16 protein-coding genes are annotated in these 15,532 nt (G+C 56.9%); 6 read left to right on the forward strand and 10 right to left on the reverse strand.

Translation table 11 applies throughout. The features are described 5' to 3' along the window. The 7 genes from TCARDRAFT_RS11520 to TCARDRAFT_RS11550 form a co-directional block, all read right to left on the reverse strand. A partial coding sequence (locus TCARDRAFT_RS11520; protein WP_040683377.1) for a transporter substrate-binding domain-containing protein occupies window positions 1-286 on the reverse strand: 286 nt, incomplete at its 3' end. Window positions 287-513: 227 nt separating this feature from the next. Then, window positions 514-804: a zinc-ribbon domain containing protein gene (locus tag TCARDRAFT_RS11525; RefSeq protein WP_007290171.1), complete on the reverse strand. Its 291-nt coding sequence runs from the start codon at window positions 802-804 to the stop codon at window positions 514-516. A 360-nt stretch (window positions 805-1,164) separates the two neighbouring features. Continuing rightward, window positions 1,165-1,509: a hypothetical protein gene (locus TCARDRAFT_RS11530; protein WP_007290172.1), complete on the reverse strand. Its 345-nt coding sequence runs from the start codon at window positions 1,507-1,509 to the stop codon at window positions 1,165-1,167. Window positions 1,510-1,511: 2 nt separating this feature from the next. Next, window positions 1,512-1,919, reverse strand: a complete 408-nt coding sequence (fliS, locus tag TCARDRAFT_RS11535) for a flagellar export chaperone FliS (RefSeq protein WP_007290173.1) — start codon at window positions 1,917-1,919, stop codon at window positions 1,512-1,514. Between the two features lie 14 nt (window positions 1,920-1,933). Next, window positions 1,934-3,745, reverse strand: coding sequence for a flagellar filament capping protein FliD (fliD, locus tag TCARDRAFT_RS14700; RefSeq protein ID WP_007290174.1), 1,812 nt, complete (start codon window positions 3,743-3,745; stop codon window positions 1,934-1,936). Between the two features lie 39 nt (window positions 3,746-3,784). Further along, window positions 3,785-4,168, reverse strand: a complete 384-nt coding sequence (locus TCARDRAFT_RS11545) for a flagellar protein FlaG (RefSeq protein WP_007290175.1) — start codon at window positions 4,166-4,168, stop codon at window positions 3,785-3,787. A gap of 109 nt (window positions 4,169-4,277) precedes the next feature. Beyond that, window positions 4,278-5,513, reverse strand: coding sequence for an Nramp family divalent metal transporter (locus TCARDRAFT_RS11550; protein ID WP_050769637.1), 1,236 nt, complete (start codon window positions 5,511-5,513; stop codon window positions 4,278-4,280). 359 nt (window positions 5,514-5,872) lie between these two features. Here TCARDRAFT_RS11550 and TCARDRAFT_RS11555 point away from each other — a divergent pair, with 359 nt between their 5' ends. The 6 genes from TCARDRAFT_RS11555 to TCARDRAFT_RS11580 all read left to right on the forward strand — a co-directional run bounded on the left by TCARDRAFT_RS11555 (window position 5,873) and on the right by TCARDRAFT_RS11580 (window position 13,388). Then, a complete protein-coding gene (locus TCARDRAFT_RS11555; protein ID WP_007290177.1) occupies window positions 5,873-6,313 on the forward strand; it encodes an RrF2 family transcriptional regulator in 441 nt (146 codons plus the stop codon). Further along, a complete protein-coding gene (locus TCARDRAFT_RS11560) occupies window positions 6,310-7,695 on the forward strand; it encodes a cytochrome ubiquinol oxidase subunit I (protein WP_007290178.1) in 1,386 nt (461 codons plus the stop codon). The genes TCARDRAFT_RS11555 and TCARDRAFT_RS11560 overlap by 4 nt, the downstream gene beginning before the upstream one ends. After that, complete coding sequence (cydB, locus tag TCARDRAFT_RS11565; RefSeq protein ID WP_040683378.1) at window positions 7,686-8,690, forward strand: cytochrome d ubiquinol oxidase subunit II; 1,005 nt, start codon at window positions 7,686-7,688, stop codon at window positions 8,688-8,690. The genes TCARDRAFT_RS11560 and cydB overlap by 10 nt, the downstream gene beginning before the upstream one ends. Window positions 8,691-8,703: 13 nt before the next feature. Beyond that, entirely contained in the window at window positions 8,704-10,431 is a 1,728-nt protein-coding gene (gene cydD, locus TCARDRAFT_RS11570) for a thiol reductant ABC exporter subunit CydD (RefSeq protein ID WP_007290180.1), read from the forward strand. Next, window positions 10,432-12,168, forward strand: coding sequence for a thiol reductant ABC exporter subunit CydC (gene cydC / locus TCARDRAFT_RS11575; RefSeq protein ID WP_007290181.1), 1,737 nt, complete (start codon window positions 10,432-10,434; stop codon window positions 12,166-12,168). 140 nt (window positions 12,169-12,308) lie between these two features. Continuing rightward, entirely contained in the window at window positions 12,309-13,388 is a 1,080-nt protein-coding gene (locus TCARDRAFT_RS11580) for a 6-phosphofructokinase (RefSeq protein WP_007290182.1), read from the forward strand. A gap of 274 nt (window positions 13,389-13,662) precedes the next feature. Here TCARDRAFT_RS11580 and TCARDRAFT_RS11585 read toward each other — a convergent pair whose 3' ends face one another. The 3 genes from TCARDRAFT_RS11585 to TCARDRAFT_RS11595 form a co-directional block, all read right to left on the reverse strand. Next, on the reverse strand, window positions 13,663-14,385 hold the full coding sequence (locus tag TCARDRAFT_RS11585) for a DUF2225 domain-containing protein (RefSeq protein WP_007290183.1): 723 nt from the start codon (window positions 14,383-14,385) through the stop codon (window positions 13,663-13,665). Between the two features lie 54 nt (window positions 14,386-14,439). Next, window positions 14,440-15,030: a Uma2 family endonuclease gene (locus TCARDRAFT_RS11590; protein WP_050769635.1), complete on the reverse strand. Its 591-nt coding sequence runs from the start codon at window positions 15,028-15,030 to the stop codon at window positions 14,440-14,442. Window positions 15,031-15,165: 135 nt separating this feature from the next. Further along, entirely contained in the window at window positions 15,166-15,354 is a 189-nt protein-coding gene (locus TCARDRAFT_RS11595) for a YjfB family protein (RefSeq protein WP_040683379.1), read from the reverse strand. Window positions 15,355-15,532 lie beyond the last annotated feature (178 nt).

Genomic DNA, 15,532 nt, shown 5'->3' on the forward strand with positions numbered 1-15,532 from the left:
TCTGTCCGGCATCCAGCGCTGGAATCAGACCGTCAAAGCCCATGCTCTGGATCTGTACTTCCATACCCATTTGCTTGGCAATGGCTTTGATCAGGTCGATATCAAAACCTACATATTCTTTTGTTTTTTCATCCTGGAACTCAAACGGAGCAAACGCGGCATCAGTGCCGACTTTGAGGACCTTCGGCTTGGCTGGTTGGGCCGCCTGTTGGCTGCCGCAGCCTGCCAGACCCAGAGACAGCAGAAAGATTCCCAACACAATGAACGCAACCAGTTTCTTGGACATGTAATTTACCTCCCCCGATCAACCATTTCGCTTATGTTTATAATTATACAGTTATATTGTATAATTAGTCAAGTGGTAAAAATAATAAAACCCTTCGCGTTCTTCGCGGCCTTTGCGGTTAAAACCTACCCCATACCTCATACCTCATACCTCATACTTCATACCTCATACCTCATACCAAAAAACAAAGCCCGGATCTAAATCCGGGCGCTCTTTTCCGTCAGTACCTATTGTCTTCTGGCATTGAAGCAGTCACGGCAGTAAACGGGGCGGTCATTACGCGGTTTGAACGGGACTTGCGTTGTCACGCCGCACTGGGCACACACGACTTCGTGCATTTCCCGCTGCGGTGCAGCCTCGCCGCCTTCGCGCTGACGCCGTTTGGCCTCACGACAGCTGCGGCACCGGGCCGGTTCGTTTTCGAACCCTTTCTCCGCATAAAATTCTTGTTCGCCTGCAGTGAAAACGAACTCAGCACCGCAGTCTTTGCACTTGAGTGTTTTGTCCTGGAAAGCCATTAAAGAAATCCCCTCACCTGATTAGAAATTTAACCCTTGCTTAGCCGACCTGGTCTTTGCCCCCACACCCGCCTGCTGGAAGGTTCGCTACTAGACGCTTGTGTCCCCTCACTACTACTCCTCTCGGCCGGCAACCAACTGATGACAGCACCCCGTATTATCTACCGTACCATCGGCCACACGGCCGGCAGGACTTACATCTAAGCCGCACCATGATCAGGACGCTTTAACGCCCCTTACGTGGATCGTTTCGCCTGCGACTGGCATCGATTTTCAACCACAGACCTAAGCAAAAGTCTCTACCTTAGATTATAGTTTTGGTGGCAGAAAAATGCAAGAAAAATGTTTCAATGGCGCCCGCTACGTCTGACGGTCCATTTGCCTGCCGACGACCGCCGTGGCGGTGAAACGCTCGTAGGCCCTTGTGGCCGCCTGCGCGGTTTTAGCCCTGTTCAAAAAAAGCTGCAGCTGGCGGGTGATTGCTGCATTTTCCGCCTGGATAGCCGCGAACAGCTGCCTTCCGGCGGCCGAGCGAGTAAATTCCTGGTCGCCTGCCGCCTCAATTAGCTCCTGCAGCCGCTGGCGCTGTCCGAGAAGCTCGGTAAACAGGTCAAAATCGTTGCGCGCCAGGCACTTGCCCATTTCCCGGGTAAGAAACAGATAATCCTGCCACAGCTGGCGCCCGCTCCGCACTGCTTCATCCATAGCTAGCGCCCGACCGCCTGGCCGACGGCGGCCTGACCGGCCCGGGCCCGCTTCATGGCTTCCACCCAGGTGTCGCGAAATTCCTGCAGCATGCCGCGGGCTTCCTGGAGCTGGTCTTTGTCCTTCTTGATATTGCCCTGAATCAGGCGGTAGAGAATATAGTCATACAGCTGATACCATGTCTTCGCAATCTCATACTGCATGTCCAGCGTCACCATCAGCTCGCGGACAATGTCCTGAGCCCGCAGGTTGCTGGCATGGGCCTTGGGGAAATCACGCTGCTCGATCGCCTGAATGCTTTCATCGACGAACTTGATGGCGCCGTTGTACAGCATCAAGGTCAGCTGCTCCGGCGGCGCCGTCATGATCTGTTGCGTTTTATAGGCGTTGGCCATGTTCATTGCGTTCATCTGCATCTTCCTCCTCATCGGCTGCTAAACTGCTGCAGGAGCCAGCCGGTTTGCTGGTTCATCTTGCTTAAGGCTACTTCCAAGGCGTCAAATTGCTTGTAGTACCTATCCTCGATGTCCTTAAGCCGGCGGTCCATGGCCTCCATCTGCTTTTGATAATCTTTGATGCGCTGAGCCAGCACGCTGGTTGTATCGCCATCAACCGCGGCCGAAGTGCCGGCTTCGCCTTTGATTTTATCCAGCGCGCCCTTAAGCGTATCATACAGCCGGACGGCCACGCCGTCTTGTTCCCGGGTAGCTCCGTTGCTGCCGAAGAGTTTGTTCACAATATCCGGGTCGGCTTCCAGCGCCGCTTTGAGCTTGGTCTCGTCCAGATACAACTTGCCGCCTTCCGAATAGTCGCCGGTCGTGATGCCGATGCTGGACAAGCTGGTATATTGGCCGGTCACCCCCTGGACAGGTGTCGCGATATCGTAGCGCATTTTAAATAGAGTATCCTGGAGGATGGGGTCGCGGCGCAGCATGCCGCTCTTGGCCAATTTTTCCCATTCCGTGACCTGGCTCTCGCTCATCTCCTTGCGCTGCTCGTCGGTAAGCGGGAGGTAATCGGGATAGCGCTCCTCCTTCAGTTCGGCGTTGATTTTGTCCAGGACAGAGTTATACGCGTCGATGAAGGCCTTGACATTGGCAATCGCCTTATCATTATCGGGCGATACCGCCACTGACGCCGTTCCCACCGCCTTCAGGTTGTAGGTAACGCCGGAAATGGTGAAAGTATTGCTTGCCTGCGTGAGGTTTACGCCGTCAAGGGTAAAGATGGCGTCCTGGCCATGGACGGTCGGCAGATTGGCCGGCAGCTTTAGTTTGTCAATAAAAAGTTGCAAAGCAGCGCTGTCGCTGCCGGTTAGATCAAGCGTGCCGCTGGTCGCCTGCAGCGTGAACTTGCCGGTTCCGTTATCGAAACTAGCCGCCGCGCCTACCCCGGCAGCGTTGATTTTATCGATCACCTGCTGCAGCGTATCGCTGCTATTAAGCGTGATGTTGGCGGTTTTCGCACCGTTGGTAAGCTTCAGGTTGAACGTCGCCGGCAGACCACTAATCTTACTGGACAGCACGTCGGTCGACACAAAGCCGGTACTCGCCGTACTGGTAACCCCGGCGGTCGTCACGCCGGAAACAGTGGCGATTTTCAGTTTGTTTTGCAGAAAATCAATACCGGCGGTGCTGCTGCCGGTAAAATCAATCCCCACCGTGGCGCCGGTGCCGGTGGTATACAAGAAAAACCGGTCAAGCGTGGCGTCGTAATTGGCCTTAATATTGACGCCGGCGCTGTTGATGGCACTGACGAAATCATAGATGCTCTTCGTGGGGTCGACAGTAATCGTCTTGCTGATCGTCCCGTTGGTTATCTTAATATCAAACGACCCGCCGGTCAGACCGAACTGGGCGGCCAATGTATCCTTGCTGGCGCCGGTCGTGATGGGCCCATTGCTGCCTAGGGTCACCCCGCCGGCCAGCTGGGTCACGGTAATAGTATGGTTGACATTGGCGGCGTCGGCGTTGGCCGTAGCCGTCACCACCGCCTCATTGCCGGACGCCACCTTCTTCGGCGCCAGAGTGCCCTGCAGCTTATAGTTAAAGACCGTCGTCTCGCGAAAACTTTTGATCGTGCTGTACATGGTCGCGTAGTCGGCCTTTTTCCACTCCAGCTGCGTCTTCTTCTGGTATAGTTTATCATACGATGCGCGGCGCGCCTTCATCAGGTCTTTGACCAGCTGGTCGACGTCCAGGCCCGACCCGCTCAGACCGTAGGTCCGCATCCCCATCGCTATCGCCTCCTGATATTATTTAAATTTAAAGGCCGGTCAGGCCCGCTTATCCAGCAAAAAACCGACATAGTCCCGGATTTTGGCAATGGTGTCCAATAATTCGTGCGGGGGGAATTCCTTAAGCACCTTTTGCTCTTTCGTATCCACCACTTGAACCATCAGCCGCTGCGTCTTTTCATGCAAGGCAAATTGAATGTTGGCATTGAGCAGCTGCATGAATTTGTTCAATTCTTGGCTGATTTCACTTAATTCGTCGCGGCTAAGCTGCTTTTTCTCCTGATCGGGTTCCGCCGAACGCGCCTGGGTTCCGGCCTGGTCGGCCTTGGGCACAGCTTCGGCTTTGGGCGCGTTCTCCCCCGGCGCCACGCGCTGGGACGTAAGCGCTGCCATTTTATCTATCGGCTTGACAGTTACTTCCATGGATAACACCTCGGCTTGGGGTTTGTTTTCATATTTATTATCGAAAAGTTGGCGGCAAAACTTTAGGGGAAAATGCGCCACTTTTTGCTTTGCGCCTTGACTTTCTACGTCACGCGAGCATGTCCTTAACTAGCAGCACATTGAGCGCCGTCACCACCGCGGCTACGACTAGCAGCACCAGTTTCTGCCGGGGGGAATTGGCGTATTTGCCCATCACCTTGGGCGAAGACGTAAGGTAAACTTGCAAAAATACCGTCAGCGGCAACTGCATGCTGAGTGCCACCTGCGAGTAAATCAGCCCTTCGAACGGCCGCTCGACGGCCAATAGCGCCGCCAGCGCCCCGCCGTAGGTGATCAGGATGCCGATAAGCGAATGCCGGTCACGGCTGTCATATGCCTTGCCAAACAGGCCGGCGAAAATGCTCGCCCCCGCCATGCCGGCGGTCGTGGTGGAAGATAGGCCCGAAAATAGCAGTGCCACGGCAAATACGGTCGCCGCCGCACTGCCCATGAGCGGCCTGAGCAGTTCCTGGGCCTGAACCAGGTCATCGACCGTCGCGCCGTGAACAAAAAACACGGCGGCGCTGATCAAAATCATCGCACTGTTGATCGCCCATCCGATCCCCATGGATAGCAGCGTGTCCAAAAACTCATACCTGAGCTGGCGCCGGATGACTGCCTCGTCCTCAAGATTCCACTGGCGGCTCTGGATGACCTCGGAATGCAAAAACAAATTGTGCGGCATGACCACCGCGCCCAGCACACCCATGACAACCGTCAGCGCCCCGGCAGGCAGCGCCGGCGTCACCCAGCCGGCCGCCGCCTGCGCCCAGTCGACCTTCACCAAGCTAAGCTCGAACAAAAACGACAGGCCGATCAGCGACACAAAACCGATAATAATCTTTTCCAGCCGGCGGTACGAATTAGACCACAGCAGCCAGCCGCACAGGCCGGCCACCAGCAGCGCCCCCGCCTTAAGCGGCAGGCCAAACAGCATGTTGAGCGCGATCGCCCCGCCCAAAATCTCGGCCATGGCCGTGGCCACCGCCGCCAACACCGCCGTTGCCAGCGCCGCCCGCGCGACCAGCGGCCGCAGGTGGAGCGCCGCCGCCTCGGCCAGGCACAGCCCGGTCACAATCCCCAGATGCGCCGCATTGTGCTGCAAAATAATCAACATCACCGTCGCCAGCGTCACCATCCACAAAAGCTTATAGCCAAATTCCGCCCCCGCCGCCAAATTGGTCGCCCAGTTGCCCGGATCAATAAACCCCACCGTCACCAAAATCCCTGGCCCCACATACCGCAAAAAGGCGGGAATGGTTCTTTTGCCAATGTCATTTTCCATATCGCGCCTCAAAATGTTACATCCTCCCACAGGCTATAGTTTTTAGTGCGTGTTTGCTGTTCGATGCATAGTCTTAATATCTTTAGCCCTTACTAATGGCTCTTTATAAATATCAATTCTATTTCTCCCTGCTTTTCTTCCTGCAAGCCGCTGCGGTATTGCAGGGAGAGGTGAAGGCATGAGCGGCCGGTTACGTCCCGATAATGCCCCAGGTTGGACGGCTATGCCGTGAAGCGGCGAGCGCGGGCGGAGACGAAAAATTCAAGAAAATTAATACGCTAGCTTATTGACAGGATAATTTTTACAATGCTATGATATAATTAATACTATACCGGTATAGTATATATTAAGGAGGCCCTATGCAGCTTAACCAAGCAACCGATTACGCTTTCCGCATCGTACTCCATCTTGCATGCCTGCCATCCGGTCAGGTAGTAAACGGACAAACGCTGGCAGAACAAGAAAATATTCCGCAGCGGTTTTTGCTCAAAATTATGCGGTCCCTTACCCAGGCCGGTCTGATTAAGTCTTACCGCGGCACAGACGGCGGATTTGCCCTGGCTAGACGGCCGGAGGAAATCACGATCTGGGACATCATTTGCGCCATAGAGGGCGAGGTCACCATTCACCGCTGCCTCGCCGACCGGACGGCGTGCAGCAAGCACTGCACCCACGAATGTCCCGTCCATGCCGTGCTAGGGCAAATTCAGGCTGAGCTTGTCGCCGCGCTGCGGCAGGCAGATTTTGCTACCCTGGCCTCCCAACGCAGAACTCAGGAGGAAATGGAGGGAAAAAGATGAGCGAACTTTTTTTGGCCCGCTGGCAGTTCGGCGTTACTGCGACCTACCATTTTCTGTTCGTGCCTTTGACGCTGGGGCTGTCTATTCTCGTTGCGATCATGGAAATAATTTATGTGCGTACCGGCAATGAACTGTACAAAAAGCTGACGCAGTTCTGGGGCAAGCTGTTTGTTATCAATTTCGCCATGGGGGTTGTCACCGGTATTGTCCAGGAATTTCACTTTGGCATGAACTGGTCGGAATATTCCCGGTTTATGGGGGATATTTTCGGTGCTCCCCTGGCGCTGGAAGCCCTGACGGCGTTCTTTCTGGAGTCTACTTTTTTAGGGCTATGGATTTTCGGCTGGGATAAGTTGCCGAAAGCCGTACATGCCGCGTGTATTGCCATTGTCGCTTTTTCCAGCAACTTATCAGCCTTCTGGATCCTGGTAGCCAACTCGTTCATGCAGTCGCCCGTAGGCTATACCATCCAAAACGGTCGCGCGGAAATGACCGATTTTCTTGCCCTCATTACCAACCCGTACGTTGCTCACCAGTATCCTCATACTTTTCTGGCCGGACTGGTCACGGCAGGGGTGTTCGTAATGGCGATCAGCGCCTGGCACTTCTTACGCCAGACCAATCGCGAGTTTTTTCGCGCATCGTTCTCCATGGGGCTGATTTGCACCCTTATCGGCGTCCTGCTGCTTATCGGCAGTGGGCATATGCAGGCCCAGTACCTGGCGAAGGCGCAGCCCATGAAGCTGGCAGCCGCCGAGGCGCTTTGGGAAACGGCGGATCCCGCGCCGTTCGCCCTATTTGCCGCCATTGACGAAGGCAATAAGGCCAATACGGCCGAACTGCAAATTCCCGGCTTGCTGAGCTTTTTAGTCCATAATTCGACCGGCGGTGAGGTAAAGGGCCTAAAGGAGCTGCAGGTTGAGTATGTCCAAAAGTATGGTCCCGGTGATTACATACCTCCCGTTACCCCCGTATTCTGGAGTTTCCGCATCATGGTCGCCGCCGGCGGCTGGCTGGCGCTGCTGGCCGTGGTGAGCGCTTATTTATGGCGGACCAACCAGCTGGAAAGCAGCACCAGGGTTCTCAAAGCCATTGTATGGAGTCTGCCCATTCCCTACATTGCTAATTCCGCCGGATGGTTTGTCGCCGAGGCCGGTCGTCAGCCATGGATCGTGTACGGTCTCCAGCGGGTTGACCAGGCGGTATCCCCAACCGTTACGGCCGGGGAAATATGGACTACCCTGATAGGGTTTACGGCAGTTTACGGCGTGTTGGCCGCCGCTGCAGGTTATCTCATGCGCAAGGTTGTCGTGCAGGGCCCGGCGGACCAGGCGCCGGCGGCAGCGCCAAATGCGACAAAGGGGGCGACGTTATGGAACTGAGCATCCTGTGGTTTATTTTGGTTGCCGTATTGTTTGCCGGCTTTTTCCTTCTCGAAGGGTTTGACTATGGGGTAGGTATTCTGCTGCCGTTTCTTGGCAAAAGCGACCTGGAGCGCCGATTGGTTATCAATACCATTGCTCCCGTGTGGGACGGCAATGAGGTGTGGATGATCACCGCCGGCGGGGCGCTGTTTGCTGCCTTTCCCCACGTTTACGCCACCCTGTTCAGCGGCTTTTACATGGCCCTCTTCCTCATGCTGCTGGCGTTAATCGTACGGGGGGTGGCGTTTGAATTCCGCAGCAAGGACGACAGCCTCATGTGGCGCCGCGTCTGGGACTTTTGCATAACTTGCGGCAGTGCCGTGCCCGCTTTGCTTTGGGGTGTGGCCGTCGCCAACCTGATCAAAGGCGTTCCCATTAATGCCAAAATGCTCTACGCAGGTACATTTTTTGACCTCCTCAGCCTTTATACACTGGTAGCCGGCGTAGCGTTTTTGCTGGTGTTTACCTTCCACGGCGCCCTCTTCCTCACGCTTAAGCTGGAGGGCGAGCTTATGATGCGGGCGCGTCAGGCAGCTCTCGTCTTAGGCGTGCCTACCGCCGCTGCTTGCCTTGCTTTGGCATGGCTATCTTATACTAATACCGACCTGTTTAACAGCACCCTTGCCAGTATAGCCTTCGGCGGGGCTGTCGGCGCATTCGTCCTGGCATATCTGTTTGTCCGAAACCAAAAATGCGGTTGGGCGTTTGGAATGAGCAGCCTGACCATCCTGCTGATAACGGCGGCCTTCTTTGCCGGTCTGTTTCCCCGGCTCATCGTCTCAAGTCTCAATCCTGCCTGGAGTCTGACTATTTACAACGCCGCGTCCACTCCGTATACGCTGAAAATTATGACCATCGCCGCCCTGACGCTCGTCCCCGTTGTCCTGGCGTACCAGGCCTGGACGTACTGGGTATTCCGTAAGCGGGTGTCGCCACAGAACCTTGAATATTAGCGAGGTAGGAACTATGGTCAGCAGGCCGCTGCTGGGCGAGGCGAAAAAACAGAAATGGTTGTTGGCCGCCGTTATCGGCCTGGGACTGGGCGGCGGCCTGCTGGCAGTCTGGCAGGCCGCTCTGTTGGCCCAGGTCGTTCATGCCGTTTTTTTGGCGGAGCATGGGCTGGCGGACGTAGAAGGTAGTCTCGCCGTCCTGCTCGCCATCATAGTAGCGCGGGCTGTCCTGCTGGGGCTGGGCGAGACGGCCGCCCACCGGCTGGCCGCGCGGATCAAAGCCGATTTGCGCCGGCGCCTGCTCGGCCATATTCTGGCGCTGGGACCAGTCCGAACGGCGAGGAAAAGTACGGGAGAACTACTTACATTATTCACTACGGGGATAGAAGACCTTGAGCCTTATTTTGCCCGGTACCTGCCCCAACTGGCAACGGCGGTGCTTGTGCCCCTCGCCGTCCTGCTAGCCGTTGCTGCGGAAGATGCCGCGGCAGGGCTGCTCCTTTTCGTCACCGCTCCCCTTATTCCCCTTTTTATGATCCTCATCGGCCGGCAGGCCGAGGGGCTAAGTAGGCGCCAGTGGGCCAGGCTTGCCGTGCTCGGCGCTCATTTTTTCGACGTCCTCCAAGGCCTGACCACCCTGAAAATTTTCGGCCGCAGCAAAGAGCAGTGCGCCGTTATCGCCAGGATGAGCGACGAATTGCGCCTAGCGACAATGGCGGTACTGCGTGTAGCCCTTTTGTCCGCCCTTGTTCTGGAACTTGTTTCCACGCTGAGTACGGCTGTCGTTGCCGTCACTGTCGGCCTGAAGCTGCTCTACGGGCAGCTTTCCTTTGTTCAGGCCTTCTTTGTCCTGCTGCTCGCTCCTGAATTCTATTTGCCGCTCCGGCTGCTGGGCGGCCATTTTCACGCCAGTATGGCCGGCAGCGCTGCCGCCGCATCCCTTTTTCAGGAGCTGGCGGCGCCGCTTCCCCGGGAGCAGGCCGGCGGTGAGCCTTTATCCCGGCAAAAAGAGGTGGCCGTGACATTTGATAATGTGTACTATTCTTTTGACGGCGGTGCCCGTCCGGCCTTATGCGGCGTAAGTTTCACCCTGGAGCCGGGAAAAAAGACAGCCCTGGTCGGGCCAAGCGGCGCCGGCAAGACGACGGTGGCCAACCTCCTAATGAAGCTTATTGAACCTGACCGCGGCGAAATCCGAGTGAACGGCCTATCCCTCAGCCGCATCCGGCGGGCAGACTGGTTAAACCACGTGGCGTATGTTCCCCAGCAGCCCCATATCTTTTCCGGTACAGTGGCCGATAACATCCGCCTGGGCTGTCCGGACGCATCTGGCGCAGCGGTGGAGGAGGCGGCCAGGCGGGCCGGAGCGCACCAGTTTATTAGCAAGCTACCCCAGGGTTATGCCACAATGGTAGGAGAAGGCGGCCGCCCTTTGAGCGGCGGAGAGGCACAACGGCTGGCCATTGCCCGCGCGCTCTTAAAAGACGCGCCGGTGGTCATTCTCGATGAACCGACGGCCAACCTTGACCCATACAGCGAGGCGGTCATCCAAGCGGCGCTAGAAAAGCTGACGCGTGACCGGACGGTGCTGGTTATTGCGCACCGTTTGACGACGGTGCGCAACGCCAGCCGCATCATTGTCCTGGACCAGGGAACAATCAGCGAGACAGGCACTCACGCCGAATTAATGGCCAGGGGTGGGCTGTACTACCGGCTGGTGTCGGCTTGGCGAGAGGAGGGTTAAATGATGGGTACGGCAGTCAGACTGTTAAAAATTGTCATTAGACCGGCGGCAGCCACCATGACGCTGGCCCTTGTCTTTGCCGTCCTGACGGTCGCCAGCGGCACAGGCTTACTGGCTGCCGCCGCTTTTCTTATTGCCAGCGCCGCCCTTCACCCGCCTTTGTCAGCATTGTCGCTGGCCATTGTCGGAGTACGCTTTTTTGGCCTCTCCCGGGCGGTATTTCGTTATGCAGAACGGTATTTCGCCCATGATGCCACCCTGCGGTGCCTGAGCCGGATCCGAGTGTGGTTTTTTGCGGCACTTGAGCCGTTGGCTCCCGCCCGGCTGGCAGGAGAAAAGAGCGGCGACCTCGTGGGCCGGATGGTAGCCGATGTGGATGTGCTGCAGCATTTTTATATCCGCGTCGTATTGCCGCCTTTAGCGGCGGTGCTGGTGTTGGCCGGCATGTGGCTGTTTTTGGCACCCTTTAACGTCCAGTTTGCTTATATCCTTACCGCCGCCTTTTTAGCCGCCGGGCTGTTGCTGCCGTTAATCATCAGCCGGATCAGTCGCTTTCGCTCCGGTCAGCTGCTTGAGAGCAGCGCCAGTTTGAAGGCGGCGCTGGTTGACATTCTGGAGGGAATGACGGAACTGGCCGCTTTTAACCAGGTTGAAGCTTATGTGCGGCAGACAGAAAACAAAGCCGCCGCTCTGGCTGAAAAGCAGAAAGCGGCCGCCCGCCTCGCGGCGCTGGCCAATGCCGCCGCCAGTCTGATCATGCACAGCGCCGTATGGGCTACCACCGTCTTGGCGGTTGTTTTGGCGGAAAAGGGGGATTTGGCAAAAGTGTACATCGCTGTGCTGGCCTTGGCGGTCCAGGGCAGTTTCGAGGCGGTCATGCCGCTGCCGCTGGCTGCCCATTATCTCGAACACAGCCTGGCCGCCGCCCGCCGCCTGTTCGCCGTCATTGACCAAGGGGCGCCGGCGGTTGACGCCGGCGCGGTTTGCGCCCGCCCGGCAAACTGCGATATCGTTGTGACAAACCTGTCTTTCCGCTACAGTCCCCAGGCCACTGACGTTTTGCGCGACATATCCTTTACCGTACCGGCCGGCGGGCGCATCGCCATTGTCGGTCCGAGCGGCGCCGGCAAAAGCACCGTTGTTTCCCTGCTGCTACGCTTTTGGGATTATGACCGAGGGTCCATCCGCCTGGGCGGCCGGGAACTTAAGACCTATCCGCCGGCGGTGCTTAGGGACATGATCGGTGTCGTGCCCCAACGCCCCTATCTGTTTAATACCAGTATTGAGGACAACATCCGGCTGGCGAAACCGGACGCTGCTAGGGAGGAAATTGCCGCAGCCGTACGACAGGCTGCCTTTGACGGACTGGTAGACGTTCTTCCCGACGGGTTGGCCACTATGGTGGGACAAAACGGGCGGACATTGTCAGGCGGCCAGCGCCAGCGCGTGGCTATTGCCCGCGTTTTCCTGAAAGCCGCGCCGATTCTCCTCCTGGATGAACCTACTGCCGGCTTGGACGCCGCTACCGAGCGGGAGGTCCTGGCCGCTCTTGACAAGTTCATGGCCGGACGCACCACTATCCTGATTACTCACCGCTTAATCGGTCTAGAAAATATGGACGAAATACTTGTCCTGTACAGGGGGCGGATTGTGGAGCGCGGCCGCCAGGCAGAGCTGCTTGCCCGCCAGGGGCTGTTCTATCAGATGTGGCGGCTGCAGAACGACCGGCTGATGTAAAAAGCAGGCAGCGGCACCAAAAAGTTGCCAGTGCGACGGTTATTGTGACAATATGACAACATTTACCATACGCAGGAATTAATTGCTGGCAGCGCGAATTAGTTGTATGAGTAATCTTAAAATTTTAAAGGGGGCTTGTCATGAAACATATCGCTGTTCTCACCGGCGGCGGCGATTGTCCAGGCCTCAACGCCGTCATCCGCGCCGTAGTGCGCACAGCTTCCGGCTACGGGCTTAAAGTCACCGGCGTTCGCGACGGCTTCAAAGGCCTGATCCACGGCCACCTGACGCCGCTTGACCTGGCCAGCGCCAGCGGCCTGCTGCACCGCGGCGGCACCATTTTGGGCACTACCAACCGCGACAACCCCTTCCGCTATGCGGTAAAGGAAGGCGACGAGCTGCGCTACATTGACATGTCCGGCCAAGTGATGGCTAACCTAAAACACTGGGAAATCGACGGCCTGATCGTCATCGGCGGCGACGGCAGCCTGAGTATCGCCCGCGACTTTCACCGCCTGGGTCTGCCGGTCGTCGGCGTACCCAAAACAATCGACAATGACCTGTCGGCTACCGATGTTACCTTCGGCTTTGACTCGGCCGTCACCACCGCCGTCGAAGCACTGGACAAGCTGCACACCACCGCCGAATCCCACCATCGCGTCATGCTGCTCGAAGTCATGGGCCGCTATGCCGGCTGGATCGCCTTGCACGCCGGCATAGCCGGCGGCGCCGATGTTATCGTCATACCCGAAATTCCCTATACCACCGCAAAAATCATTGAAGCCATTAACCGCCGCCTCGCGAGCGGCAAACGTTTCAGCATCATCGTCGTCGCCGAAGGCGCCAAGCCGGTCGGCGGCGACTACACCGTCCAGCGCATTGTGCCTGGCAGCCACGAACAGCTCCGCCTAGGCGGCGTCAGCCACCGCATAGCGGCAGAAATCGAAGAACAGACCGGCCTGGAAACGCGCGTCACCATCCTGGGTCACCTCCAGCGCGGCGGCTCGCCCACCCCGCGCGACCGGCTGCTCGCCTCCCGTTTCGGCGTCCATGCCGTAAAAATGCTGATTAGCGGCGAATTCGGCCGCATGGCCGCCCTCCATGGCGGCGACATCGTTTCCGTTCCCCTTGAAGAAGCCACCGGCAAACTCAAAACCGTCCCACCCGACTGCCGCCTCGTCGCCGAAGCCCGCTGCCTGGACATCTCGTTTGGCGACTAGCCTTTTGCCGCCATGCTTGGGCGATACTCTAGTCAACGACAGCGCAAGCATATCCTTGATATACACGCTCTACTTGCCAACTGCCACGCTAAATGTACGACCTGCCCAGCGGCTGTACAACCATGCCTGGGGCGGCCTTTACGGCCGTACTTGGCACCGCTTGCATAACGCAAAAAACCGTGTGGCGCGCTTTCCAGCGCCACACGGTTTTTTGCTGTCCGGCCACCGCTTGGCATGGCAACCCTTTAACATATGTAAAAATTTACCATAATCACTATAACTGTTCCCGTGACAACTCTTCCACTTGACTGGTTGCCTCAGCCTGCCCCTTCTTGGCCTCCCGGGCCTCATGCCAGGCTTCGCGCGCCAGCTCCAGCACGCGCTTTTCGAGTTTAGCCCGCGGGTCGCTGACCAGCCGGCCAAAATAGCTAAGCGCTTTGTCATAATCTCCGGTGCGCCGGGCCAGTTCCCCCACCAGGTACATCAGGGTTATTTCCGACATATTGCCGATCGGCAGGCGCTCCCTAAACAAAGCCTGCTCATAGTGCTCCAAGGCTTTCTTAAGCGCTGCCTGCTCACTTGCCGCCTCCCCGGCTTCCCGGTACAGCCAGGCCAGCTTGAGATACAGCCCGCCCTGACGGGAATGGTCAGCCTCAACCAGGCCGGCATAAAAGATCGCCAGTTTGAAGGCGGCTATTGCCTGCTCGCGCGTACGTTCCCCGGCAAAGTTCACATTGACCTGACGGCCGCCCAAAAAAGCGCGCACCTTTTCCCGTCCGGTCGGCGGCAGGCTGGCGAACCAGTTTTCCGGCGCGGCATAGCCGCAGTGCGGGCACACCCAGATGTCATAGTAATAAGGGTTGATATCCTTATAATAAGTGCAAAAATCGCTGTCCTGCCGGAGCGTCACCAACCGGCTGCGCACTTTGGTGACCGTGAAAGTCTTTTCACACACCGGGCAGGGCTTTTCCGTATCATACAATAGCGACGCCGCCATGCACCATCCTCCTCTTCCGACGCACCGCCCAAATAAGTCAATTTTTAAAACAAGTCAAGCCTGACCACCGAATACTTTGCCGACATCCACCGTCAGGCCGGCCAAAACTTGCGAAGCAACTTCGCCTGCGACCTCAGCTCGCGAAGCAAGAACAAACTTGCCGCCGTCAAGCGCGTATACCTCGATGCTTTTTTCCTCCGGATCGGCAATCCAATACTCCCGCACGCCATAGCGCTCATATGCGCGGAACTTTTTGCGCAGGTCGTAGTACGCCGTCGCCGGCGACAGCACTTCCACCACTAAGTCAGGCGCACCCGCCACTTTATCTTCGGTGGAAATGGCCAGTCTTTCCCGGGAAATAAACAGGATGTCGGGCTGATACACCTCATGCGGGGCAAGTTCGACGTCCCGCGGGGCAAAATGCACTTCGCCGCCCTTTTGCTGTTCCACATAATCGTCTAGCAGGCGGAACAGTTTTTTTACCACCTGCTGATGCGTTTTTCCCGGCGCCGGCGTCATAACAAGCTTCCCCCCGATCAGCTGCAGCGGCGCCCCCTCCGGCAGCCGCGCGTAGTCTTCATATGTGTAACGTTCTTTCACCGGCAGCCCGTACCTGACAGCCGTCTCCCGGAAACACTCCTGCATAAGCGCACCTCCCGCCGCACCCAAACAAACCATACTTCAACTTACCTCTATTCTAAGCCAACCGCCAGCCGCCGCCAAGGCCGTTTTCTCCAAAACAAGTCAATTTTTAAAACAAGTCCAGCCTGCCCCCGCGGATCAAACCTTAATATCGACATTACCACCCAAATGCGGCTGCACCGACTGCTGCATCAGTTGCACCATGTCCGCCGTCAGCGCCTTGCTCTGGCTGGCGACAGTGTCCATCGCCAGCTTCATCACCTGCACGCCAGCTTGGTCTGCTATTTTGCTATTATTCAGCACCACCGATACTGCGGCGATATCCATAACGGCTCATCTCCTAACTAATCTTTGACTTCACCTTTTATTTTAAGCTAAGCGGCGTCATTTTGGGTAGTAGTTGTTTATTCTTGCTAAGCTCAGTTGTATAATTTAATTAAAGTTAATTATTAAGACTAGGCATCCCGCTTAAAGCGGAAAACCGTGGTTAAAGTTGCTAAACCGT

The organism is Thermosinus carboxydivorans Nor1 (genome assembly GCF_000169155.1).
GTDB classification, from domain to species: Bacteria; Bacillota; Negativicutes; order Sporomusales; family Thermosinaceae; genus Thermosinus; species Thermosinus carboxydivorans.

Coding starts and splice junctions, on each gene's coding strand:
- TCARDRAFT_RS11585 (WP_007290183.1), bottom strand. CDS start 14,385: ATGGCGGCGTCGCTATTGTATGATACGGAAAAGCCCTGCCCGGTGTGT.
- TCARDRAFT_RS11525 (WP_007290171.1), bottom strand. CDS start 804: ATGGCTTTCCAGGACAAAACACTCAAGTGCAAAGACTGCGGTGCTGAG.
- TCARDRAFT_RS11550 (WP_050769637.1), bottom strand. CDS start 5,513: ATGGAAAATGACATTGGCAAAAGAACCATTCCCGCCTTTTTGCGGTAT.
- TCARDRAFT_RS11580 (WP_007290182.1), top strand. CDS start 12,309: ATGAAACATATCGCTGTTCTCACCGGCGGCGGCGATTGTCCAGGCCTC.
- TCARDRAFT_RS11530 (WP_007290172.1), bottom strand. CDS start 1,509: ATGGATGAAGCAGTGCGGAGCGGGCGCCAGCTGTGGCAGGATTATCTG.
- TCARDRAFT_RS11555 (WP_007290177.1), top strand. CDS start 5,873: ATGCAGCTTAACCAAGCAACCGATTACGCTTTCCGCATCGTACTCCAT.
- TCARDRAFT_RS11595 (WP_040683379.1), bottom strand. CDS start 15,354: ATGGATATCGCCGCAGTATCGGTGGTGCTGAATAATAGCAAAATAGCA.
- TCARDRAFT_RS11590 (WP_050769635.1), bottom strand. CDS start 15,030: ATGCAGGAGTGTTTCCGGGAGACGGCTGTCAGGTACGGGCTGCCGGTG.
- TCARDRAFT_RS11545 (WP_007290175.1), bottom strand. CDS start 4,168: ATGGAAGTAACTGTCAAGCCGATAGATAAAATGGCAGCGCTTACGTCC.
- TCARDRAFT_RS11560 (WP_007290178.1), top strand. CDS start 6,310: ATGAGCGAACTTTTTTTGGCCCGCTGGCAGTTCGGCGTTACTGCGACC.
- cydC (WP_007290181.1), top strand. CDS start 10,432: ATGATGGGTACGGCAGTCAGACTGTTAAAAATTGTCATTAGACCGGCG.
- cydD (WP_007290180.1), top strand. CDS start 8,704: ATGGTCAGCAGGCCGCTGCTGGGCGAGGCGAAAAAACAGAAATGGTTG.
- cydB (WP_040683378.1), top strand. CDS start 7,686: ATGGAACTGAGCATCCTGTGGTTTATTTTGGTTGCCGTATTGTTTGCC.
- fliD (WP_007290174.1), bottom strand. CDS start 3,745: ATGGGGATGCGGACCTACGGTCTGAGCGGGTCGGGCCTGGACGTCGAC.
- fliS (WP_007290173.1), bottom strand. CDS start 1,919: ATGAACGCAATGAACATGGCCAACGCCTATAAAACGCAACAGATCATG.